The 24340-nt window shown below is 40.0% G+C and carries 17 protein-coding genes, 1 tRNA gene, 4 rRNA genes, 1 other RNA gene and 1 other annotated feature; of the genes, 20 read left to right on the forward strand and 3 right to left on the reverse strand.

Annotation, left to right across the window (positions count from 1 at the left end; translation table 11 throughout):
• Positions 1-163 precede the first annotated feature (163 nt).
• The 3 genes from rrf (ACQCPR_RS00050) to ACQCPR_RS00060 all read left to right on the forward strand — a co-directional run bounded on the left by rrf (ACQCPR_RS00050) (position 164) and on the right by ACQCPR_RS00060 (position 3883).
• Positions 164-279 (forward strand): 5S ribosomal RNA (rrf, locus tag ACQCPR_RS00050).
• A 660-nt stretch (positions 280-939) separates the two neighbouring features.
• Positions 940-2406, forward strand: a complete 1467-nt coding sequence (gene guaB / locus ACQCPR_RS00055) for an IMP dehydrogenase (RefSeq protein WP_090571033.1) — start codon at positions 940-942, stop codon at positions 2404-2406.
• A gap of 142 nt (positions 2407-2548) precedes the next feature.
• Positions 2549-3883: a serine hydrolase gene (locus tag ACQCPR_RS00060; protein WP_090571036.1), complete on the forward strand. Its 1335-nt coding sequence runs from the start codon at positions 2549-2551 to the stop codon at positions 3881-3883.
• 30 nt (positions 3884-3913) lie between these two features.
• Here the strand turns inward: ACQCPR_RS00060 and ACQCPR_RS00065 are convergent, their stop codons facing one another.
• Positions 3914-5326, reverse strand: a complete 1413-nt coding sequence (locus ACQCPR_RS00065; RefSeq protein WP_427137881.1) for a PLP-dependent aminotransferase family protein — start codon at positions 5324-5326, stop codon at positions 3914-3916.
• Positions 5327-5427: 101 nt separating this feature from the next.
• Here ACQCPR_RS00065 and pdxS point away from each other — a divergent pair, with 101 nt between their 5' ends.
• The 3 genes from pdxS to serS all read left to right on the forward strand — a co-directional run bounded on the left by pdxS (position 5428) and on the right by serS (position 8488).
• A complete protein-coding gene (gene pdxS / locus ACQCPR_RS00070; protein WP_427137882.1) occupies positions 5428-6321 on the forward strand; it encodes a pyridoxal 5'-phosphate synthase lyase subunit PdxS in 894 nt (297 codons plus the stop codon).
• A gap of 1 nt (position 6322) precedes the next feature.
• Positions 6323-6916 carry a pyridoxal 5'-phosphate synthase glutaminase subunit PdxT gene (gene pdxT, locus ACQCPR_RS00075; protein WP_427137883.1) on the forward strand — a complete coding sequence of 198 codons (594 nt, stop codon included), beginning with the start codon at positions 6323-6325 and terminating at the stop codon, positions 6914-6916.
• 23 nt (positions 6917-6939) lie between these two features.
• Positions 6940-7158, forward strand: a binding site (T-box leader).
• Between the two features lie 55 nt (positions 7159-7213).
• A complete protein-coding gene (gene serS, locus ACQCPR_RS00080; RefSeq protein ID WP_093496792.1) occupies positions 7214-8488 on the forward strand; it encodes a serine--tRNA ligase in 1275 nt (424 codons plus the stop codon).
• Positions 8489-8510: 22 nt separating this feature from the next.
• On the opposite strand, the gene tadA is transcribed toward serS, so the two are convergent.
• Positions 8511-8969, reverse strand: a complete 459-nt coding sequence (tadA, locus tag ACQCPR_RS00085; RefSeq protein ID WP_427137884.1) for a tRNA adenosine(34) deaminase TadA — start codon at positions 8967-8969, stop codon at positions 8511-8513.
• 91 nt (positions 8970-9060) lie between these two features.
• Between tadA and ACQCPR_RS00090 the strand changes: the two genes are divergently transcribed.
• From ACQCPR_RS00090 to ACQCPR_RS00100, 3 genes are all read left to right on the forward strand, one after another.
• A complete protein-coding gene (locus tag ACQCPR_RS00090; RefSeq protein ID WP_090571053.1) occupies positions 9061-10197 on the forward strand; it encodes a glycosyl hydrolase family 18 protein in 1137 nt (378 codons plus the stop codon).
• Positions 10198-10302: 105 nt separating this feature from the next.
• Complete coding sequence (locus ACQCPR_RS00095; RefSeq protein WP_090571056.1) at positions 10303-10935, forward strand: deoxynucleoside kinase; 633 nt, start codon at positions 10303-10305, stop codon at positions 10933-10935.
• A gap of 3 nt (positions 10936-10938) precedes the next feature.
• The gene (locus tag ACQCPR_RS00100; protein ID WP_090571059.1) at positions 10939-11607 is read left to right on the forward strand and encodes a deoxynucleoside kinase; all 669 of its coding nucleotides are present in this window, start codon (positions 10939-10941) and stop codon (positions 11605-11607) included.
• Between the two features lie 179 nt (positions 11608-11786).
• Here the strand turns inward: ACQCPR_RS00100 and ACQCPR_RS00105 are convergent.
• Positions 11787-11879: transfer RNA gene (locus ACQCPR_RS00105), tRNA-Ser, on the reverse strand.
• A 224-nt stretch (positions 11880-12103) separates the two neighbouring features.
• Here ACQCPR_RS00105 and ffs point away from each other — a divergent pair.
• The 11 genes from ffs (at position 12104) to tmk (ending at position 24319) form a co-directional block, all read left to right on the forward strand.
• An RNA gene (gene ffs, locus ACQCPR_RS00110) (signal recognition particle sRNA large type) lies at positions 12104-12371 on the forward strand.
• Positions 12372-12521: 150 nt separating this feature from the next.
• Positions 12522-14270, forward strand: coding sequence for a DNA polymerase III subunit gamma/tau (dnaX, locus tag ACQCPR_RS00115; protein WP_090571062.1), 1749 nt, complete (start codon positions 12522-12524; stop codon positions 14268-14270).
• A 14-nt stretch (positions 14271-14284) separates the two neighbouring features.
• Positions 14285-14605 carry a YbaB/EbfC family nucleoid-associated protein gene (locus ACQCPR_RS00120; protein WP_090571065.1) on the forward strand — a complete coding sequence of 107 codons (321 nt, stop codon included), beginning with the start codon at positions 14285-14287 and terminating at the stop codon, positions 14603-14605.
• 12 nt (positions 14606-14617) lie between these two features.
• Positions 14618-15214 carry a recombination mediator RecR gene (gene recR, locus ACQCPR_RS00125; RefSeq protein WP_090571068.1) on the forward strand — a complete coding sequence of 199 codons (597 nt, stop codon included), beginning with the start codon at positions 14618-14620 and terminating at the stop codon, positions 15212-15214.
• Positions 15215-15228: 14 nt separating this feature from the next.
• On the forward strand, positions 15229-15444 hold the full coding sequence (locus tag ACQCPR_RS00130) for a YaaL family protein (RefSeq protein ID WP_090571071.1): 216 nt from the start codon (positions 15229-15231) through the stop codon (positions 15442-15444).
• Positions 15445-15503: 59 nt separating this feature from the next.
• The gene (locus tag ACQCPR_RS00135) at positions 15504-15761 is read left to right on the forward strand and encodes a pro-sigmaK processing inhibitor BofA family protein (protein WP_090571073.1); all 258 of its coding nucleotides are present in this window, start codon (positions 15504-15506) and stop codon (positions 15759-15761) included.
• A 223-nt stretch (positions 15762-15984) separates the two neighbouring features.
• A 16S ribosomal RNA gene (locus tag ACQCPR_RS00140) occupies positions 15985-17539 on the forward strand.
• A 234-nt stretch (positions 17540-17773) separates the two neighbouring features.
• A 23S ribosomal RNA gene (locus ACQCPR_RS00145) occupies positions 17774-20702 on the forward strand.
• 185 nt (positions 20703-20887) lie between these two features.
• Positions 20888-21003 (forward strand): 5S ribosomal RNA (gene rrf / locus ACQCPR_RS00150).
• Together the 16S, 23S and 5S rRNA genes form the textbook arrangement of a ribosomal RNA operon.
• Positions 21004-22253: 1250 nt before the next feature.
• Positions 22254-23675: an aminotransferase class I/II-fold pyridoxal phosphate-dependent enzyme gene (locus tag ACQCPR_RS00155; protein ID WP_427137885.1), complete on the forward strand. Its 1422-nt coding sequence runs from the start codon at positions 22254-22256 to the stop codon at positions 23673-23675.
• Between the two features lie 2 nt (positions 23676-23677).
• On the forward strand, positions 23678-24319 hold the full coding sequence (gene tmk / locus ACQCPR_RS00160; RefSeq protein WP_090570736.1) for a dTMP kinase: 642 nt from the start codon (positions 23678-23680) through the stop codon (positions 24317-24319).
• The last annotated feature ends 21 nt before the right edge of the window (positions 24320-24340 follow it).

The raw sequence follows: 24340 nt of genomic DNA on the forward strand, positions 1-24340 counted from the left end.
GTTTATCCAGTTTTGAGTGAACAAACACTCTATATATGAGGGTTTCAAGATACAAGCAGTGCTAGGAAACAAGTGAGAGAAGGAAGGAACGTACTAACGTACGTGACTGACAGATCGAATGAAGTTGACAACGCAATGCGCCGTATATTGAAAGCCGAATGAGTCTAGTGATGATGGCGAAGAGGTCACACCCGTTCCCATACCGAACACGGAAGTTAAGCTCTTCAGCGCCGATGGTAGTTGGGGGTCTCCCCCTGTGAGAGTAGGACGTCGCTGGGCACTAAAGAAAAGTCGTTACCGAGCAATTGGTAGCGGCTTTTTTGTATTTAGATAAAAGCCGTAGGCAGTCTATCTCTATAAGAAAGTATGCGAGAAAGTAGAGGGGCAAAGAGTTCGAGGAAGCAAGAGAGAGAGACTCGGAGCGTATAACATACGCGAGAATTGAACGAGTGCAGCTGAGGAAGAAATCTGCCGCCTATCTGCTTTCGCAGCCCCGGACACGAAAGTAAAGCTCTTGCGCCGATGGTAGTTAGGGGTCTCCCCCTGTGAGAGTAGGACGTCTTTGGACACCAAAGAAAAAGTCGTTACCGAGTAATTGGTAACGACTTTTTTTGTATGGTTTTAAATAATAAAGCATTATCTATTAATCTGCAGTCTATAAAGATTCAAATATTAATTAAGGTTACTTCAATCTAATTCTGATAATAGAGATCTACTTTCATTGTTTACCTGTTTATGAATGAATTTGTATGGTCTTATTATCCTATTAACTTAATAAATTATACTAATATTAGACAAGTCAAATTAAACATAGGATTGGATATATCTTATTACATTAGAAAAGTCGGAATAAACATACTATTTAAGGAATCTTGACACTTACAAGAAGCGCTGATAACCTTGTAATAATATTCATTTAACGAGGAGGAATTCAGCAAAATGTGGGAATCTAAATTTAAAAAAGAAGGCTTAACATTTGATGATGTTTTATTAGTTCCAGCTCAATCAGAAGTATTACCAAAGGATATCAATTTATCGGTGCAATTGACGTCTAAAGTAAAATTAAATATCCCAATGATTAGTGCTGGTATGGATACAGTAACGGAAGCAAAAATGGCTATTGCGATGGCACGTCAGGGTGGACTTGGTATTATTCATAAAAATATGAGTATTGAGGAACAATCTGAGCAGGTTCAAACAGTTAAACGTTCCGAAAATGGTGTTATAACGGATCCATTCTTTTTAACTCCAGAACATCAGGTATATGATGCTGAACACTTGATGGGAAAATATAGAATTTCCGGTGTCCCTATTGTAAATAACGAAGAAGATTTACAATTAGTTGGCATTATCACTAACCGTGATCTACGCTTTATTCAAGATTACTCTTTAAAAATTGATGATGTTATGACCAAGGAACAATTAGTTACTGCTGCAGTTGGAACAACTCTTGAGGATGCTGAGAAAATCCTTCAACAATATAAAATTGAAAAGTTACCGATTGTTGATGAAAATGGAATGCTAAAAGGTTTAATCACTATTAAAGATATTGAAAAAGTGATTGAATTCCCGAATGCTGCCAAAGATCATCTTGGAAGATTGTTAGTAGGTGCTGCAGTAGGAGTTACAAAAGATACGATGCTAAGAGTACAGAAACTTGTAGAAGCACAAGTAGATGTGATTGTTATTGATACTGCACATGGCCATTCTCAAGGTGTTATGGATACGGTAAAAGATATTCGTAATGCTTATCCAGAATTAGATATTGTCGCAGGTAATGTTGCAACTGGTGAAGCAACAAAAGCTTTATTTGAAGCAGGTGCAGATGTAGTTAAAGTTGGTATTGGACCAGGTTCTATTTGTACAACTCGTGTGGTGGCAGGTGTTGGGGTTCCTCAAATTACAGCTATTTACGATTGTGCAACAGAGGCTCGCAAAGCTGGTAAAACAATCATTGCAGATGGTGGTATTAAGTATTCTGGTGATATCGTAAAAGCATTAGCTGCCGGCGGACATGTAGTTATGTTAGGTAGCTTACTAGCTGGTACAACAGAAAGTCCCGGAGAAACAGAAATTTTCCAAGGTAGACGTTTTAAAACTTACCGTGGAATGGGATCTATTGCAGCTATGGAAAAAGGTTCAAAAGATCGTTACTTCCAAGAGGATGCAAAAAAATTAGTACCAGAGGGCATTGAAGGTCGTCTTCCATATAAGGGACCACTTTCTGATACTGTTCACCAATTACTAGGTGGTGTTCGTGCAGGCATGGGGTATTGTGGAACTGGAACACTTGAAGATCTACGAGAAAATGCACAGTTTATCCGTATGACGGGTGCAGGATTACGTGAAAGTCATCCTCATGATGTTCAAATCACGAAAGAAGCTCCTAACTATTCTCTATCATAAGTAACTGCGTTATTTAGAAACTTTTGCACTCATTCGACGTCTTAAACTAGGTCGAATGGGTGCTTTTTTGTCTACAAGTGTCCTAGCATGCTAAAGTGTGATAAAATGAGCAATGATAATAACAAAAGGTGGAGGTACGATAGTGAAGAAGGTTTGGATGACATCAATGATAAAGTGGCTAGTACTTCCGATGTTTCTTGTGTCAGTAGTATGTGGTATGCCTGCTGCAACAAAAGCAGAGGAAAGTTTGAATTTAAATGTAGATGCAGCAATTCTAATTGATGCAGAGACAGGGAAAATTCTATATGAAGAGAATTCTGAGACAGCACTAGGTATAGCAAGTATGACAAAAATGATGACGGAGTATTTGTTATTTGAAGCAATAGAAGAAGGCAAAGTAAAATGGGATCAACAATACAATGTAACTGAATATACATACAAAATTTCTCAAGATCGTCGTTTAAGTAATGTACCACTACGTGAAGATGGTAGCTATTCTATTCAAGAGCTTTATGAAGCAATGGCTATATACTCAGCAAATGCAGCAACTATTGCCATTGCTGAAACAATTGCAGGAACCGAAGATAATTTTATTAAGCTGATGAATGAAAAAGCAGCTGAAATGGGATTAGAGGGATATAAATTTGTCAATTCTTCTGGACTAAACAATGGAGACTTACAAGGAATGCATCCAGCAAGTACTAATGCTTCTGATGAAAACGTAATGCCCGCAAAATCGGTAGCAATTCTTGCATATTATTTAATGAAAGATTTTCCAGAGGTTTTAGAAACAACGAAGATTCCTAAAAAAACATTCCGCAAAGGGACCTCTGATGCAATAGAGATGAGTAACTGGAACTGGATGTTACCAGGATTAATATATGAATACGAAGGCGTAGATGGGTTAAAAACTGGAACAACAGAATTTGCAGGTCATTCATTTACTGCAACTGCTCAAAAGAACGGAATGCGTGTTATTTCTGTCGTAATGAAAGCAGTTGATGCAGATGGAAATGGTTCGTACAAAGCACGTTTTGATGCAACAAGAGCATTATTAGATTATGGGTTCTCCCAATTTTCTAAAGAAGAAATTGTACCAGCAGGATATAAAATTCCAAAACATGAGACATTAGAAGTTGAAAAAGGGAAAGAGGACACAGTAGCAATAGCTGTGAAGGACCCTATTTCTATGGTCATTAAGACAAATGAAAAAGAATTGTACAAGCCTGTATTTACAGAAAACAAAGAGAAGCTTGAAGCAGATATTAAAAAAGATACAGTTGTTGGTAAAGTTCATTTAGAAAAATCCGAAGGAACTGATTATGGCTATATAATTGATAAAGCAGCAGAAACGGAAGTAGTGACTACCGAGGCTGTAGAACGTGCTAGCTGGTTTAGTTTAATGTTCCAAGGTATTGGAAAGTTTTTCGGAAACTTATGGAATAGCACAACAGACTTTATAGGTGGATTATTTTAAAATAGGCAAAAGCACCGTAGCTCATTTGAGTTACGGTGCTTTTGTTATTTCTAATGCATGCATTAATTGATGAATGGAGGAAGCAACCTGCTCTGTTTTTAAACCTCCAAATCCTAATACTAACCTTGGATTCATTTTCTCATCTAGTTCTGCTGAGGTATATTCCAGAAGACCGTATATTCGAATATTTGATTGCTCTGCAAGTTTTACTAGTTCAGTCTCTGTTTTAGTTGTACGAATTGTCAATAGTATATGCATACCTGCTTGTTCCCCAGATATAGTAACAGTTGGTTCGTATTCCATAATAGTTTTCGTAATAATTTCTAGTTTTCGCTTATAAATCTTTCTCATTCTATTTAAATGTTTAGCGAAGTATCCTTCTTCCATAAAGTTTGCTAGAATATGCTGATCCATTCTAGGAACTGTAGCAGAATAATAGGAAAACCTCTTTTTATACTGCAGGATTAGTGACTTTGGTAATACTGCATAGGCTATGCGCAAAGAAGGCATTAATGATTTAGAAAATGTGCTCAAATAGATGACACGTTCATTTTGATCTATACCCTGTAATGAAGGAATAGGCTTACCTGTATACCTAAACTCACTATCGTAATCATCTTCAATAATATATCGGTTATCTTGCTGATATGCCCATGCGAGTAGCTGGCTTCGCCGGGTTGCGGATAGTACCGCCCCTGTTGGGAATTGGTGGGAGGGAGTTACATACATGACATTTGCAAAGGTCTGTTCTAATTTAGCAATTATGACCCCTTCGTTATCTACTGGTATAGGTACTGACATCCTACTATCTTTAAAAAATAAATGATGCGTAAGAGGATACCCGGGATTTTCAAATCCATACACAGTTTTATCTCCAAGTAACTGAATAATAAGTGGCATAATTTGCTCAGTACCTGAGCCTAAAATAATTTGTTCAGGAGTACTTTTCACTCCTCTTGATTGGAACAAGTAAGAAGAGATTTGCTGTCTCAACTCATAATCTCCTTGAGGATGTCCTAACTGAAGTAAGTCTTTATGTTCATCGTGTACAATGTCCTTTGCATACTTTCTCCAGATTGCAAAAGGAAAAGAATCTGTATCAATTTTCCCGGGTGAAAAATCCACAGAAAAGTTAGCTGTGTTGTTTGCTTCCTGTGTTATGAAGGAAGTGTCCTGTTCGATAATAGCTAATTCCTCTAAGTTTTGAACGAAATATCCACGTCTGGGTTCAGAGGAGATAAACCCTTCAGCAACTAATTGGCTATAAGCAAATTCAATAGTTGTTTGACTGACAGCTAAATAATCAGCCAATTTTCTTTTAGAAGGAAGCTTAATACCCTCTTCAATTGTACCGTTTATAATTGCTTCTTTTATAGCACGATATAGTTGTTCATACAGTGGAGTTTTCGATTCTTGTACAAGCTGAAACATTAAAAAATCCATAGTCTCTCCAATCTGACCACTTTATTTAATTTGTTTCTGATACTTTTCATAAGGTCATATTTTATTATACTAAACTTAATAAAGATAATGGAGGGAAAATAATGATACCTACAAGTTCAATTGGGACAGATCGAGTAAAAAGAGGAATGGCTGAAATGCAAAAGGGCGGAGTTATTATGGATGTTATTAATGCAGAGCAAGCAAGAATTGCAGAAGCAGCAGGTGCAGTTGCGGTGATGGCATTAGAACGTGTACCCTCCGATATCCGCGCAGCTGGGGGAGTAGCTCGTATGGCGGACCCACATATTATGGAAGAGGTAATGGGAGCGGTAACAATTCCAGTGATGGCGAAAGCACGTATCGGTCATATTACTGAAGCACGCATTTTAGAGGCAATGGGTGTAGATTATATTGATGAATCAGAAGTGCTAACTCCCGCAGATGAAGAGTATCATTTACGTAAAAATGAATTTATAGTACCTTTTGTATGTGGTTGTAAAGATCTTGGAGAAGCAGCACGAAGAATTGGTGAAGGAGCTTCGATGCTTCGTACAAAAGGAGAGCCAGGAACAGGGAACATTGTAGAAGCAGTACGTCATATGCGTAAAGTAAATGGACAGGTTAGCAAAATAGTACATATGAGTGAAGATGAATTAATGACAGAAGCAAAAGTTTTAGGTGCACCTTATGATGTTTTATTGCAAATTAAGCATGCCGGGAAATTACCAGTTGTGAACTTTGCAGCAGGCGGGGTAGCAACACCAGCAGATGCAGCTCTAATGATGGAGCTTGGAGCAGATGGTGTGTTTGTAGGATCTGGTATTTTCAAATCAGAAAATCCTGAGAGATACGCAAAAGCTATTGTGGAAGCTACAACACATTTCCGGGATTATAAATTACTGGTAGAGATTTCAAAGGAATTAGGAATTCCTATGAAAGGAATTGAAATTTCTCGGTTATCTGCAGTTGAACGTATGCAAGATAGAGGTTGGTAATATGGTTAAAATAGGTGTTTTAGCACTCCAGGGAGCAGTTAGCGAGCATATTCGATCCATTGAAAATAGTGGAGCAGATGCCCTGATGGTAAAAAATATAAATGATTTAGCTTTAGTGGATGGTTTAATACTCCCTGGAGGAGAAAGTACAACTATGCGAAAGCTGATTGATCGATTTGAAATTTTAGAACCACTAAGACAATTTGCATTGAATGGTAAACCAATGTTTGGAACTTGTGCAGGCTTAATCCTACTTGCAAAAGAATTAGTTGGATACGATTATTCACATATAGGTGCTCTTGACGCTACTATTGAACGTAATTTTTACGGTCGACAGGTCGATAGCTTCGAAGTAAGTTTATATATTAAAGGTGTTGCAGAGGATTTTCCAGCGGTATTTATACGAGCACCTCATATCGTAAATGTCGGGGAAAATGTTGAAATACTTGCAACGTATAGAGATAGAATCGTAATGGTAAGACAAGGTTATTTGTTAGGATGCTCTTTTCATCCCGAGTTAACTACTGATCAACGAATAACGGCATATTTTATCGAGATGGTGAAGGAAAGTCTTGCAAATGAGTTGCACGTATAGTAAAGTATGAGTAATTTCATGAATCAAAAACGATGATAGGAAGCAGTAACAAGCACGTTTTTTATAGAGAGTCAGCGGGTGGTGCAAGCTGATATAAACACTTGTGAATCCGTCCTTTGAGTTGTGCGGCTGAATGATTAGTAAGTCGTGCCGGTTGAAAAGCCGTTACAGTACAAGTAAGTGGATTCTGTTTATGACTGGATCAATCAGGGTGGCAACGCGGGTATGCTCTCGTCCCTTTTTCATGGGATGGGGGCTTTTTTGTCGTTTTTAGGAAAATTAAAGGAGGAATTATATATGTTAGATGTAAAATTTGTACGAGATAATTATGAAACAGTAAAAGCAAAACTTGCTAAGCGAGGAGAAGATATTTCAGAGTTTGACCAATTCCAACCTTTAGACCAAAAGCGTCGGGAGTTGATAGCAAAAACGGAAGTATTAAAGGCTGAAAGAAATGAGTTTTCTCAAAAAATCTCTTTGATGAAACGAAATAAAGAAAATGCGGATGATCTTATTGCACGTATGCGTGAAGTAGGCGATGAAATAAAAGCATTAGATGATGAGTTACGAGATGTTGAAGAAAAGTTTGAATATATGATGATGCGTATCCCTAATGTTCCACACGATAGTGTACCAATCGGTGACTCTGAGGATGATAATGTAGAAATACTTAAATGGGGAGAAGTTCCTTCATTTGATTTTGAAACGAAAGCACATTGGGACATTGCGACAGAATTAAAATTAGTAGATTTTGAACGTGCTGCAAAAGTGACAGGAAGTCGTTTTGCATTTTACCGTGGATTAGGGGCTAGATTAGAACGTGGATTGTTAAATTTTATGATGGATTTGCATGCAGAAGAGCATGGCTATGAAGAAATGCTTCCACCATATTTAGCAAACCGTACAAGTTTAACAGGTACGGGGCAACTTCCGAAGTTTGAAGAGGATGCATTTTTAATTGGAGAAGAGGATTACTTCTTAATACCAACAGCGGAAGTACCTGTAACGAATTTTTATAGAGATGAAATATTAGATGGGGCAGAACTTCCGCAGGCGTTCACTGCTTATAGCGCTTGCTTCCGTTCAGAAGCAGGATCTGCAGGTCGCGATACACGTGGTTTAATACGTCAGCATCAATTTAACAAAGTAGAGTTAGTTCGCTTTGTGAAGCCTGAAGATTCTTATGAGCAGTTAGAACTTTTAACTGGTCATGCAGAGAAAGTATTACAACTGTTAGGTCTTCCATATCGTAAACTTCATATGTGTACAGCAGATTTAGGATTTACAGCTGCGAAGAAATATGATTTAGAGGTATGGTTACCAAGCTATGGTGAATATAAAGAAATTTCTTCTTGCAGTAACTTTGAAGACTTCCAGGCTAGACGTTCAGGGATTCGTTTCCGCCGTGAAGCTGGAGGAAAACCAGAGTACGTGCATACATTAAATGGTAGTGGATTAGCACTAGGACGTACAGTGGCAGCTATATTAGAAAATTACCAACAAGCAGATGGAACAGTATTAGTTCCAGAGGTTCTTGTTCCTTATATGGGTGGAAAAACAGTTATAAAATAATTAAAAAGAAGAACCAGATTCGCTATAAACCGCGTTTCTGGTTCTTCTTTTTTTCGCGAATATTACGAAAAAACTGAGTGAGTATATTGCCACATTCTTCTGCTAAAACACCTTCTGTCACTTCACAGCAGTGATTAAAACGTTCATCATTTAATAGTCGGTAAAGGGAATCTACACAGCCTGCTTTGGCATCTCTTGCCCCGTAGACGACTCGGGGGATACGGGATTGTAAAATAGCTCCTGCACACATGGGGCAAGGTTCTAAAGTAACATATAGAGTAGTTTCTTCTAATCTCCAATTATTTAAAGTTTTACATGCCTCTTGAATAGCAAGTAGTTCCGCATGTGTAGTAGCATTTAAGGTTGTTTCTCTTAAGTTGTAACCGGTTGCGATAACTTTATCATTATGTACTATAACAGCCCCTATTGGAACTTCACCAATGGCGGCAGCTTTCTTAGCTTCTTCTATGGCTAAATTCATATAATGTTCATCCACCTAAATCAACTCCTTTTTGCATAGTGTAGCATGTTTTTTTATCAACTTGCATATTCTATGATGAAGGAGTGATGCATTGATCCATATAGTTAAACAGGGAGATAGTTTATATGCAATCGCCAAAAGGTTCGGAACAACAGTAGAAAGTATAGTTTCTATAAATGAAATTCCTGATCCGGATGTATTAGTAATAGGGCAGGCCATAGTTCTACCATCTAGCCCAAGTCCAAATAGACCTACTATTGAAACGAATTTATATGTTGAATGGTATACAGAAGTACCTTCCGAACGAGTGTTGGAGCAAGTAGAGAAGGTGGCTTCAAATTTAACGTATATGATGCCTTTTTCGTATGAAGTGTTGCGAGATGGATCATTAACGGAGATGAATTGGGGAACGTTAAGTGAAATAGCTAAAGAGCAACAAGTAGAAACAGTTATTGTGATAGCAAATATTGAGGATTATGCGTTTAATAGTTCACTAGCTCATACTATTTTAACGGATGAAGTAGTTAAGAGGAATTTGTTTGAACAAGCGGTGGCAGAGGCAGAAAAAAGAGGAACGAATCATATTCATATAGATTTTGAGTATATGGATGCTAGTGACAGAGAAAACTATGTGAACTTTATAAGGGAATTTAAAGAATTTGCAAAAGGATATATTATCTCCGTAACACTTCCTCCTAAAACGAGTGCTAATCAACCAGGAAGATGGTATGAAGCTTTTGATTATAAGGCGATAGGAGAAGTGGCAGATTTTGTTGTCATTATGACTTATGAATGGGGATATAGTGGGGGACCTCCGATGGCAGTTTCTCCTATCGGACCTGTCCGCAGAGTATTAGAATATGCAAAAACAGAGATACCGCCAAGTAAAATTTTGATGGGGCAGAACTTGTATGGATATGATTGGACTTTACCATATAAAGTAGGAAACCCGATTGCTAAAGCATTAAGTCCACAACAGGCTATTCAACTAGCAAAGGATAGAAACGCAGCAATTGAGTATGATCAAAATGCACAGGCTCCTTTTTTTCACTATTGGCAGGATGGTATTGAACATGAGGTTTGGTTTGAAGATGCACGATCTATTCAAGCTAAGTTCAAGCTTTTGAAGGAATTGCAGTTACTAGGAATTGCATATTGGCACAGTGGTTTTGATTTCCCTCAAAATTGGTACTTACTTCACGAAATGTTCCAGGTGAAGAAAATATAGAGCAAATTAGCCTTTCCTTGGAAAGGTGGATTTGCTCTATTTTTCATTTTCAGCGTGTGCTAAAATAGAAGGTACGACTTGAAATCTTAGAGTGAGGTTAAACTTATGTCCATTCCATTTATAACTGTAGAAGGTCCAATCGGGGTTGGAAAGACTTCCTTGGCCAAAGCTATTGCGACTAAATATCAATTTGAATTATTAAAAGAAATTGTGGATGAAAATCCTTTTTTAAATAAGTTTTACGAGGATATAGCAGAATGGAGCTTCCAAACCGAGATGTTTTTTCTTTGTAATCGTTATAAACAGTTAAGTGATATAGAGAAAAAATATATATCGAAAGAAAATCCAGTTGTTGCAGATTATCATATTTTCAAAAATCTAATTTTCGCGAAACGTACATTGAGTGAAATAGAATATGAAAAATATGAATCGATCTATCAAATTTTGACAAAAGATATGCCCGTTCCTAATATGGTCATATATTTAGATGCAAGTATAGATGTACTTCTCGCTCGAATTGATAAGCGGGGAAGAGATTTCGAAAAAAAAATCAGCTCTGAATATTTGGAGCAGCTCTCAGTCGATTATCGTATGTTTATCGATAACTTCGAGAAAAAGCATCCAGAAGTACCCATTCTTCGATTTAATGGTGATGAAATAGATTTTGTTCAAAATGGACAGGACTTACAAATAATTTTAGAAAAAGTAGATGAAACATTACATAAAGGGAGTTATTAAATAATGAGTTTAAGAGAGAAGTATGGCATTCCTTCTAGTGCAGTTATTACGATTGCAGGAACTGTAGGCGTAGGGAAATCAACTATGACTAAAGCATTAGCAGAAGCTTTAAATTTTAAAACGTCTTTTGAAAAAGTAGATACAAACCCTTATTTAGATCGTTTCTACGAGGATTTTTCTAAATGGAGCTTCCACTTACAAATATACTTCCTAGCGGAGCGCTTTAAAGAACAAAAAAGAATGTTTGAGTATGGTGGAGGATTTATACAAGACCGTTCTATCTACGAGGATACTGGAATTTTTGCACAAATGCATAAAGAGAAAGGCACGATGGATCCCGTAGATCATGAGACATATACAAGTTTGTTTGAAGCAATGGTAATGACACCATATTTCCCACATCCAAACTTACTTATTTATTTAGAGGGATCAATGGATGACATTATTGATCGAATTCATGATAGAGGTCGCCCAATGGAGCAACAAACACCTATATCTTATTGGGAAGAAATGCATGGACGTTATGAAAAATGGATTGACGCATTTAATGGTTGCCCAGTCCTTCGTTTAAATATTAATGATTATGATATTATAGCAAACCCAGATGATGTTGAAGCAATTTTAGAACGTATTGGACATTTCATGGAACAAACAGCTATTATTCGTAAATAAATAAAATCCTCCTGTATGTTATTCAGGAGGATTTTTATGTAAGGAGTATTCCGTGAAAATAAAAAAAGAAGGTAGCGGAATTCGTTACCTTCTTAATATTCTGAACACAATAGTGTAAGAAAAATTCGTTACCAATGCAACGAATTCAATCTCAAATTTATGCGTGTGTGTATATAAAATGGAGGAGGAAGAGGGATTCGAACCCCCGCGCGGTATGACCCGCCTGTCGGTTTTCAAGACCGATCCCTTCAGCCAGACTTGGGTATTCCTCCGAAGTACAAGAACTAATTTATCATGGATAAAAATGAAAGTCAACATATTTATAATAATTTTCAATTATATAATTTTTTATGTGATGGTATTACAAACTCTCTTGATAAAGAGGGCAAAAATTTAAAACTTCACCTTGCAAGTTTCTATAATTTAGTAACTCAGATAAAATTTAAATGCGCGTTATCATTGATTTTTGTCTATAAAAAAAGTATACTAATAAATGCCGTGCTAGGTGGGAAGGTAGCGGTGTCTTGTAACTCGCAATCCGCTCTAGCGAGACTGAACTCCTTCTCTGAGGTTGAATACATGTAGGGTCTGGTATTTGCACGTGATGTTGACGTTTGGGTCCTGCGCAATGGGTACCCATGAACCATGTCAGGTCCGGAAGGAAGCAGCATTAAGTGGTGTTTACTCATGTGCCGCGGGGTCGCCTAAACCGAGTTAACGACAAAGGTGCCGCTTATGTGTTTCAATCGAAGGAGGGTGCACGGTATTAATTTTTAATTTCAACTCATTTGTCTAATAGACAGGTGAGTTTTTTATTTGGAAAAAATATTTACTATACATAAATAAGCGAAGTCTATTTTGCTTTATGATATAATAGGAATCATAACAGACAGAAATCAGAAGGAGGGAAATTTGTGTCGTATCAAGCTTTTTACCGTGCTTATCGGCCACAATCGTTTGCGGAAATGTCCGGGCAAACTCATATCAAGCAAACCCTTCAAAATGCCCTCCTTTATAACAAAACAACACACGCGTATTTATTTTCAGGGCCACGTGGAACAGGTAAAACAAGTGCAGCAAAAATCTTTGCGAAGGCTTTGAACTGTGAAAATGGACCAGCAAAAGAACCTTGCAATACATGTGAAACTTGTAAAAGTGTAACTGAAGGCTCAAATACTGATGTGATTGAATTTGATGCAGCTTCTAACTCTCGTGTAGAAGAAATGCGTGATATTATTGAAAAAGTCCGATTTGCACCTTCTAACGCTAAATATAAAGTGTATATTATTGATGAAGTGCATATGCTATCAACGAGTGCATTCAACGCGTTATTGAAAACATTAGAAGAACCGCCTGCACATGCAGTGTTCATATTGGCAACAACGGAGCCACATAAAATTCCACTTACTATTATCTCTAGGTGCCAGCGTTTTGATTTTAAACGAATAACATCTTCTGATATCGTTTCTCGTATGGAAGAAGTTTTAACAGATGCTAAAATTGAATACGATGAAAACGTACTGAAAATTATTGCACAAGCCGCTGCGGGTGGTATGCGTGATGCACTTAGTATGCTAGATCAAGTTGTGTCGTTTAGTGAAGATAAAATGACGATTGAAGATGCATTACTTGTAACTGGTTCGATTGGACAGGATGTCTTTTTTCAATTAGCAGATGCTTTGATAGAGAAAGATATAGCAAGAGCACTAGCGTGCATAGAAAAGTTAATAGAAGATGGCAAGGATCCAGTTCGGTTAACGGAGGACTTTATTACATTCTATAGGGACTTACTAGTTTTACTTGTTGCTCCAGAACAAACTGATTTGTTGGAAATAGCGACGGGGGATTCTACGTTTTTAGAACTTGCTTCTAAGTTTCAAGTAGATACCTTATATAGAGGGATCTCCATCTTGACGAATACACAACAAGAAATGCGTTTTTCTAATCATGCAAAAGTGTATCTAGAAACGGCGATAATCCGATTGGCACATGTGCCAATAGAAGGAACATTATCAAATGAGAGTAACTCGGAGTTAGAAACAAAGGTAAGAGTATTAGAATCTCAACTACAACAGTTGCAACAACAATTAAGTCAAGGAATGATACCGCAGGCAAACACTGGAACACAAGATCAACCGAAACGTCAACGACAAAAATCATCTGGTGGCGTTAAAGTGTCAAGTGGTCGAATACAAGAAATCCTAAAAACAGCCACGAAAACTGATATCCTAACGATTAAATCTCAGTGGGCAAATATTTTACAACAATTACAGAAATCACATGCTGCATTATTAAATGATGCTGAGCCAGTAGCAGCATCTTCTAATGCATTTGTGTTAAAATTCAAGTATGATATACATTGCCAAATGGCTATGGAGAATAAAACATTTTCCACTTCATTTCCCCAGTTAATTGCTAACCTGACAGGGATGATGTATGAAGTTTTATACGTACCAGAGGAAAATTGGTTGAAGATCCGAGAAGAGTTCATTCGGCAAAATGGTTTGAAACAAGGTAATACGGATACTGAGGAAGAAAATCCTTCAGAACCAACAGAATCGATGGAACTATTACAAACGATTGAACAGGTATCAGAGGATCCGTTGGTAGTGGAAGCTGAGAAATTGTTTGGAAAAGAATTTGTAGAAGTACAAGATGACTGAGGAGGAAAATAATTATGCGTGGAATGGGAAATATGCAAGGTATGATGAAACAAATGCAAAAAATGCAAAAGAAGATGGCTGAGGCTCAAGAAGAGTTAGCTACTCAACGTTTTGAAGCAATAGCTGGCGGTGGAATGGTGAAAGTTGTAGTTTCTGGCCAAAAAGAAGTGCTTGAAGTAGAACTAGATCCAGCTGTTATAGATCCAGATGATATTGAAATGCTTCAAGATTTAATCGTTATTGCTACAAACGAAGCTATAAAAAAAGCAGAAGATACAGCGAACTCCACAATGGGTCAATTCACGAAGGGATTGAACCTTCCTGGCATGTTCTAGGGGGAATATTAGATGCATTATCCTGAACCGATATCAAAACTAATAGATAGTTTTATGAAATTGCCGGGAATAGGGCCGAAAACAGCGGCCCGTCTGGCTTTTTTTGTCTTAACCATGAAAGAAGATACTGTTTTAGACTTTGCGAAGGCTTTAGTAGACGCCAAACGTAATTTAAGTTTTTGTTCTGTGTGCGGGCATATAACAGATATTGATCCTTGCCATATATGTCAGGATCAACAAAGAGATGCCTCTTTAATCTGCGTGGTTCAAGACACAAAAGATGTAATTGCCTTGGAAAAGATGAGAGATTACAATGGACGGTACCACGTACTTCACGGTGCAATTTCCCCAATGGATGGAATTGGTCCGGAAGATATTAATGTACCTTCGCTTTTAAAAAGATTACAAGATACAGAAATAGAAGAACTAATACTAGCTACTAATCCTACAATAGAAGGAGAAGCAACGGCGATGTATATTTCACGCCTTGTAAAACCGTCTGGTATTAAAACAACTAGAATTGCTCATGGATTACCTGTAGGCGGAGACCTAGAGTATGCAGATGAAGTAACTCTGTCTAAAGCGCTAGAAGGTCGCCGAGAGTTATAGGGGGATAGGTTAGTGTGATGTTTTCTAAAAAAGGAAAATTAAAAAAAGAATTCGATGATCAATTTGTAAAACTCATGATAGAAACCAAAGAAAATTGGCAACAAGCTCAATTAATAGAAGATTATTTAAACGACTATGATTTAGAAGCAGTTGCTAAAAGGAAAATAGCAGAAAGTATCCACTTCTATTTATATAAAGAGGCAAGGATTCGAAATGTCGTTCTAAAATAGCATAATAGATGTCCTAGCCACATATAATGATAGATATGATTTTACGGAGGGAATAACTCATGAAGTTTATTATCATTATATGTTCGCTAGTGCTTTTATCTTTTTTATTATTTCGAAATTCATTTCCTAAGTTTTTTGAGGGTGTATCTATTTTGTTATTTCGTTTAGGTTTTTCTGTACTTTTGTTATACGGAGTGCATTTATTACTTGGTTCAATGGGTTATGCGATCCCTGTAAATCTGTTCACAGGTGCCGTCGCAGCAGCATTAGGTATACCTGGAGTAATCTCCATTGTGGCAATTTCTATATTAGTATAAAAAAAGTTTTTAAAATGTGTTGACTTTATAATATAAAGAGAGTAATATTGTAGAAGTCGCCAAGAGGTAAAGTATTCTGGCAGACAACATGAACATTGAAAACTGAACATGCAAAACGTTAAGACATACAGCTTATCAACTAACTTTGTTAGTATGATAGCAAAACAATTTTGACATCATTTAATATGATGCCAGCAAAACAAATGAGCTTTTTAAGTTCTCTATTATGGAGAGTTTGATCCTGGCTCAGGACGAACGCTGGCGGCATGCCTAATACATGCAAGTCGAGCGAATGACGAAGAAGCTTGCTTCTTCTGATTTAGCGGCGGACGGGTGAGTAACACGTGGGCAACCTGCCCTGTAGATTGGGATAACTCCGGGAAACCGGGGCTAATACCGAATAATCCATTTCCTCACATGGGGAGATGTTAAAAGACGGCATCTCGCTGTCACTACAGGATGGGCCCGCGGCGCATTAGCTAGTTGGTGAGGTAACGGCTCACCAAGGCGACGATGCGTAGCCGACCTGAGAGGGTGATCGGCCACACTGGGACTGAGACACGGCCCAGACTCCTACGGGAGGCAGCAGTAGGGAATCTTCCACAATGGACGAAAGTCTGATGGAGCAATGCCGCGTGAGTGAAGAAGGTTTTCGGATCGTAAAACTCTGTTGTGAGGGAAGAACAAGTACGAGAGTAACTGCTCGTACCTTGACGGTACCTCATTAGAAAGCCACGGCTAACTACGTGCCAGCAGCCGCGGTAATACGTAGGTGGCAAGCGTTGTCCGGAATTATTGGGCGTAAAGCGCGCGCAGGCGGTCCTTTAAGTCTGATGTGAAATCCCACGGCTCAACCGTGGAAGGTCATTGGAAACTGGGGGACTTGAGTACAGAAGAGGAAAGCGGAATTCCAAGTGTAGCGGTGAAATGCGTAGAGATTTGGAGGAACACCAGTGGCGAAGGCGGCTTTCTGGTCTGTAACTGACGCTGAGGCGCGAAAGCGTGGGGAGCAAACAGGATTAGATACCCTGGTAGTCCACGCCGTAAACGATGAGTGCTAAGTGTTAGGGGGTTTCCGCCCCTTAGTGCTGCAGCTAACGCATTAAGCACTCCGCCTGGGGAGTACGGTCGCAAGACTGAAACTCAAAGGAATTGACGGGGGCCCGCACAAGCGGTGGAGCATGTGGTTTAATTCGAAGCAACGCGAAGAACCTTACCAGGTCTTGACATCCCGCTGACCGGCCTAGAGATAGGCTTTTCCCTTCGGGGACAGCGGTGACAGGTGGTGCATGGTTGTCGTCAGCTCGTGTCGTGAGATGTTGGGTTAAGTCCCGCAACGAGCGCAACCCTTGATCTTAGTTGCCAGCATTCAGTTGGGCACTCTAAGGTGACTGCCGGTGATAAACCGGAGGAAGGTGGGGATGACGTCAAATCATCATGCCCCTTATGACCTGGGCTACACACGTGCTACAATGGACGGTACAGAGGGTCGCAACCCCGCGAGGGTGAGCAAATCCCATAAAACCGTTCTCAGTTCGGATTGTAGGCTGCAACTCGCCTACATGAAGCCGGAATCGCTAGTAATCGTGGATCAGCATGCCACGGTGAATACGTTCCCGGGCCTTGTACACACCGCCCGTCACACCACGAGAGTTTGTAACACCCGAAGTCGGTGGGGTAACCCTTACGGGAGCCAGCCGCCGAAGGTGGGACAGATGATTGGGGTGAAGTCGTAACAAGGTAGCCGTATCGGAAGGTGCGGCTGGATCACCTCCTTTCTAAGGATAATATCGGAATACGAATCTTTATTCGTATCTTAACGTTTTGCAGTTCAGTTTTGAATGTTCATTTTTATATGAAGATTCGATACTTGCTCCTGCGATTATTCGTCGCAAAGTGAGCAAACCTTTGTTCTTTGAAAACTGGATAAAACGACATTGAAACAATAAACAACAAGAAATTCTGTTGTGATTATTTACGTAATCATGACGTGTAAGACTTTTTAACTTTTAGGTTAAGTTAATAAGGGCGCACGGTGAATGCCTTGGCACTAGGAGTCGACGAAGGACGGCACTAACACCGATATGCTTCGGGGAGCTGTAAGTGAGCTTTGATCCGGAGATTTCCGAATGGGGAAACCCACTGTTCGTAATGGAGCAGTACATTTGCGTGAATACATAGCGCATCTGAGACACACCCAGGGAACTGAAACATCTAAGTACCTGGAGGAAGAGAAAGAAAAATCGATTCCCTGAGTAGCGGCGAGCGAAACGGGAATAGCCCAAACCAAGAGGCTTGCCTCTTGGGGTTGTAGGACACTCTACATAGAGTTACAAAGGAATGAGTTAGACGAAGCGATCTGGAAAGGTCCGCAGGATAGGGTAAAAGCCCCGTAGTCCAAAATTCATTCTCTCTTGAGTGTATCCTGAGTACGGCGGAACACGTGAAATTCCGTCGGAATCCGGGAGGACCATCTCCCAAGGCTAAATACTACCTAGTGACCGATAGTGAACCAGTACCGTGAGGGAAAGGTGAAAAGCACCCCGGAAGGGGAGTGAAATAGATCCTGAAACCGTGTGCCTACAAGTAGTTAGAGCCCGTTAATGGGTGATAGCGTGCCTTTTGTAGAATGAACCGGCGAGTTACGATTACATGCAAGGTTAAGTTGAGAAGACGGAGCCGCAGCGAAAGCGAGTCTGAATAGGGCGAATGAGTATGTGGTCGTAGACCCGAAACCAGGTGATCTACCCATGTCCAGGATGAAGGTAAGGTAACACTTACTGGAGGTCCGAACCCACGCACGTTGAAAAGTGCGGGGATGAGGTGTGGGTAGCGGAGAAATTCCAATCGAACCTGGAGATAGCTGGTTCTCTCCGAAATAGCTTTAGGGCTAGCCTCAAACGTTAGAATCTTGGAGGTAGAGCACTGTTTGGACTAGGGGCCCATCCCGGGTTACCGAATTCAGACAAACTCCGAATGCCAATGATTTATGTTTGGGAGTCAGACTGCGAGTGATAAGATCCGTAGTCAAGAGGGAAACAGCCCAGACCACCAGCTAAGGTCCCAAAGTATTTGTTAAGTGGAAAAGGATGTGGCGTTGCTTAGACAACCAGGATGTTGGCTTAGAAGCAGCCATCATTTAAAGAGTGCGTAATAGCTCACTGGTCGAGTGACGCTGCGCCGAAAATGTATCGGGGCTAAACAAATCACCGAAGCTGTGGATTGATACCTTTGGTATCAGTGGTAGGAGAGCGTTCTAAGGGCGTTGAAGTCAGACCGGAAGGACTGGTGGAGCGCTTAGAAGTGAGAATGCCGGTATGAGTAGCGAAAGACGGGTGAGAATCCCGTCCACCGTATGACTAAGGTTTCCTGAGGAAGGCTCGTCCGCTCAGGGTTAGTCGGGACCTAAGCCGAGGCCGATAGGCGTAGGCGATGGATAACAGGTTGATATTCCTGTACCACCAAACCACCGTTTGAGTAATGGGGGGACGCAGAAGGATAGGGTAAGCATGCTGTTGGTTATGCATGTCCAAGCAGTAAGGTGTGAATGTAGGCAAATCCGCATTCTATAACATTGAGCTGTGATGGCGAGGACGTATGTCCGGAGTTCCTGATTTCACACTGCCAAGAAAAGCCTCTAGCGAGGTGATAGGTGCCCGTACCGCAAACCGACACAGGTAGTCGAGGAGAGAATCCTAAGGTGAGCGAGAGAACTCTCGTTAAGGAACTCGGCAAAATGACCCCGTAACTTCGGGAGAAGGGGTGCTCTTTTGGGTGCATAGCCTAGAAGAGCCGCAGTGAATAGGCCCAGGCGACTGTTTAGCAAAAACACAGGTCTCTGCAAAACCGTAAGGTGAAGTATAGGGGCTGACGCCTGCCCGGTGCTGGAAGGTTAAGAGGAGTGCTTAGCGCAAGCGAAGGTGCGAATTGAAGCCCCAGTAAACGGCGGCCGTAACTATAACGGTCCTAAGGTAGCGAAATTCCTTGTCGGGTAAGTTCCGACCCGCACGAAAGGCGTAACGATCTGGGCACTGTCTCAACGAGAGACTCGGTGAAATTATAGTACCTGTGAAGATGCAGGTTACCCGCGACAGGACGGAAAGACCCCGTGGAGCTTTACTATAGCTTGATATTGAATTTTGGTGCAACTTGTACAGGATAGGCAGGAGCCTTAGAGCCCGGAGCGCCAGCTTCGGAGGAGGCGTCGGTGGGATACTGCCCTGGTTGTATTGAAATTCTAACCCATACCCGTAACCCGGGTAGGAGACAGTGTCAGGCGGGTAGTTTGACTGGGGCGGTCGCCTCCTAAAGTGTAACGGAGGCGCCCAAAGGTTCCCTCAGAATGGTTGGAAATCATTCGAAGAGTGTAAAGGCAGAAGGGAGCTTGACTGCGAGACCTACAAGTCGAGCAGGGTCGAAAGACGGGCTTAGTGATCCGGTGGTTCCGCATGGAAGGGCCATCGCTCAACGGATAAAAGCTACCCCGGGGATAACAGGCTTATCTCCCCCAAGAGTCCACATCGACGGGGAGGTTTGGCACCTCGATGTCGGCTCATCGCATCCTGGGGCTGTAGTCGGTCCCAAGGGTTGGGCTGTTCGCCCATTAAAGCGGTACGCGAGCTGGGTTCAGAACGTCGTGAGACAGTTCGGTCCCTATCCGTCGTGGGCGTAGGAAATTTGAGAGGAGCTGTCCTTAGTACGAGAGGACCGGGATGGACACACCGCTGGTGTACCAGTTGTTCTGCCAAGAGCATCGCTGGGTAGCTATGTGTGGACGGGATAAGTGCTGAAAGCATCTAAGCACGAAGCCCCCCTCAAGATGAGATTTCCCATTACGCAAGTAAGTAAGATCCCTCAAAGACGATGAGGTAGATAGGTTCGGGGTGGAAGCGTGGCGACACGTGCAGCTGACGAATACTAATCGATCGAGGACTTAACCAAATTTGTTTAACGTAACAATGTCGTTTATCCAGTTTTGAGTGAACAAACACTCTATATATGAGGGTTTCAAGATACAAGTAGTGCTAGGAAACAAGTGAGAGAAGGAAGGAACGTACTAACGTACGTGACTGACAGATCGAATGAAGTTGACAACGCAATGCGCCGTATATTGAAAGCCGAATGAGTCTAGTGATGATGGCGAAGAGGTCACACCCGTTCCCATACCGAACACGGAAGTTAAGCTCTTCAGCGCCGATGGTAGTTGGGGGTCTCCCCCTGTGAGAGTAGGACGTCGCTGGGCACTAAAGAAAAGTCGTTACCGAGCAATTGGTAGCGGCTTTTTTGTATTTAGATAAAAGCCGTAGGCAGTCTATCTCTATAAGAAAGTATGCGAGAAAGTAGAGGGGCAAAGAGTTCGAGGAAGCAAGAGAGAGAGACTCGGAGCGTATAACATACGCGAGAATTGAACGAGTGCAGCTGAGGAAGAAATCTGCCGCCTATCTGCTTTCGCAGCCCCGGACACGAAAGTAAAGCTCTTGCGCCGATGGTAGTTAGGGGTCTCCCCCTGTGAGAGTAGGACGTCGCTGGGCACCAAAGAAAAAGTCGTTACTGAGTTTAATCGGTAGCGACTTTTTTGAAAGATGAATATGCAGGACCTTCTATAGACACTATCCATTGCGGTCGACCCAGGAGTAGAAAACATAGTAGTAATTCAATTCTACACAATAAGGTTTTGAAAGAATAAAGCGATTTGGGAAAATTATCCTTTTCGCAAGTAAAAGGCAATACACCGCAAGTAAATATAGACTTAGAGCAAGTAAATCATTCATGACCGCAAGTAAGCCAAAGATGGAAGCAAGTAATCAATAGGTTAGAGCAAGTAAAGATAAAATAGTGGCAAATCATTCATAACAGATAGGAATGTATATGCTTCTGACGTACACAAAGTCAGTGTTCCTGGTACTTTATGATATTGCATGCAAAGTAGAGACTCTGGATTTGTTATCAGCATCTTAAAAGGGCATTTCTTAAGTATTTCTTCAACTAGTAAAAAAGGATACGATATAAAAATAGCTGGTCTCTATCGTAAGAGTAGCGTTAGAGCCCCCTTGTATCTTCGGGGGCTTCCCATATGAATAAGAAAGCATCTTTTCCCTAGTTATCCAAAATGCACTAACTTGTTTCTAAAAGTTATAGAGGGCGACGGACAGACAAATGCCATAATATCACCAAAAATTCACTCGGTAATAATATAGCGAAAAGTCTGTCCAAAGCCCTTCCGAAAACTATAGAGACAGGTTTTGAACTTAAAGGACCGGGCATTTTTTTGAGGTTTTTCTTAATATAGTTTTTTGATTATTGTTTGTTAAAAACCTTGATTAGCAGTAAATTAGAATTGCTCATTCATAGATGAAATTGTACAACCATTGTATAGGAGATACTTCTAGTTTCAAGGAAAACCAGACAGAAATAAGTTGCCTATCTCCCTGTACTTGATACTATTCATGTATAATAGAAGAAAGATATTAGAACGTATAGTGAGGTAATATAATGCAAGAGAAAAGACCGTTGGTTGAGGCATTAGAAAAATTTCATAAAAATAGCCCTATTTCTTTTCATGTACCTGGACATAAAAATGGACTTTTATCGAATTTACCAGAACTAATAAGAGATTCAATGCAATACGATTTGACAGAATTAAATGGGTTGGATGATTACCATCATCCAGAGGAAGCGATAAAGGAAGCAGAGCAATTACTGACCAAACTATATAACACTGACGAAAGTTTCTTTTTAGTGAATGGCACGACTATTGGAAACCTTGCTATGATTTATGCAACCTGCCAGTATGGAGAGCAAATTATAGTACAACGGAATGCTCATAAATCTATTTTTCACGCTATTGAATTGGTTGGTGCAGAGCCTATTTTTGTATCCCCTAAATGGGATGAACAATCCAAAACGGCGTCCTATGTATCATTAGAGGTAATTGAAGAAGCAATTCAACAATTTCCTTTTGTCAAAGCGGTTGTCTTAACCTATCCAAACTATTATGGAGTTTCTTCTCCGGATTTAGAGAATATCATTAGACTATGTCATAAACTACAAATGCCTGTGTTAGTAGATGAAGCACATGGTGCACATTTTCAAACACATAAAGGATTTCCAAAGTCAGCGTTATTGTATGGGGCTGATATCGTCGTACAATCAGCACATAAAACGTTACCAGCGTTAACAATGGGTTCATTTTTACATATTCGTTCTCAATTTATTGATAGCAAAAAGGTAAATAAATACTTAAGAATGTTGCAATCGAGTAGTCCTTCTTATTTAATTTTAGCTTCTCTTGATGATGCAAGAAGTTATGTGGAAAGATATAGTCCAATGGATTTTAAACAGTTGATGGATAGAAGAGAAGTGTTTATACAAGCTTTAGAAACTATTCCATTAATTAAAGTAGTTCAAGTAGACGATCATTTAAAACTATTAATACGAGTTGGTAAGTATTCTGGGTTTCAGGTTCAGCAAGCTTTTGAGAAACAAAATATATATGTGGAGCTAGCGGATCCACACCAAGTCTTACTAATTCTCCCATTGCTAAAAGTGGAGCATGAATATGCATTTGCAGAGATTAGAAAGCGAATAAAACATGCCGTAGATAAATTAAAAAAAGAAAGCCCAGATTTAAAGAATAATGTATTTCATATGGAACAAAGATCTATTTCTACCTTACAGATGAGCATGGAGCAACTGAGTGAGAAACAAGGGGAATGGATTCCTTATGTACGGACAATTGGAAGGATAGCTAAAGGGATGATTATTCCTTACCCTCCTGGTATTCCGCTAATCTTACCAGGGGAGAAAATTACGGTTCCCATTCTTACGGAATTAGAAGAGTGGATTGAAAAAGGTGCATTGTTTCAAGGAGAACATCGACTAGAAGAAAAGTTAATATATGTGGTGGAGGAGTAACTGTGCAAAAAAGAGGGTACTTTATAACAAGCGAGGGTCCAGAAGGTGCTGGGAAAACAACTGTTATGAATTTATTAGGAGAACAACTAATCGAAGAGGGCTACGATGTCGTTATGACAAGAGAACCCGGAGGTATTATGATTTCCGAAAAGATTCGTAACATAATTTTAAATAACGAGCATACAATGATGGAAAGCCGTACTGAAGCGTTATTATATGCAGCTGCTAGAAGACAACATTTAGTAGAGAAGATTCTACCTGCGTTAGAAGCTGGGAAAATTGTGATTTGCGATAGATTTATTGATAGCTCATTGGCATACCAAGGTTTTGCTCGTGGTATTGGTGTAGAGGAAATATGGGCTATTAACAAGTTTGCGATTGGTGAAACGATGCCGGAAAAAACAGTCCTATTTGATGTTGATCCTGAAGTAGGTCTATCAAGAATTAATGCACATAAGGATAGAGAAAAAAATCGATTAGATGTGGAAAATTTAGCGTTTCATCAAAAAGTACGAGCTGGTTATTTATCTTTAGTTGAAAAATACCCAGAACGTATACAAGTAATAGATGCCTCTCAGCCATTAGAAAAGGTATTAGAAGAAACATACAGAGTCATCAAACGGGAGTTAGAAATTATTAGATAATTCATGGTATAATAAAAGAAA

Origin of the sequence: Psychrobacillus psychrodurans (genome assembly GCF_050209195.1) — a bacterium.
GTDB lineage: Bacteria > Bacillota > Bacilli > Bacillales_A > Planococcaceae > Psychrobacillus > Psychrobacillus psychrodurans.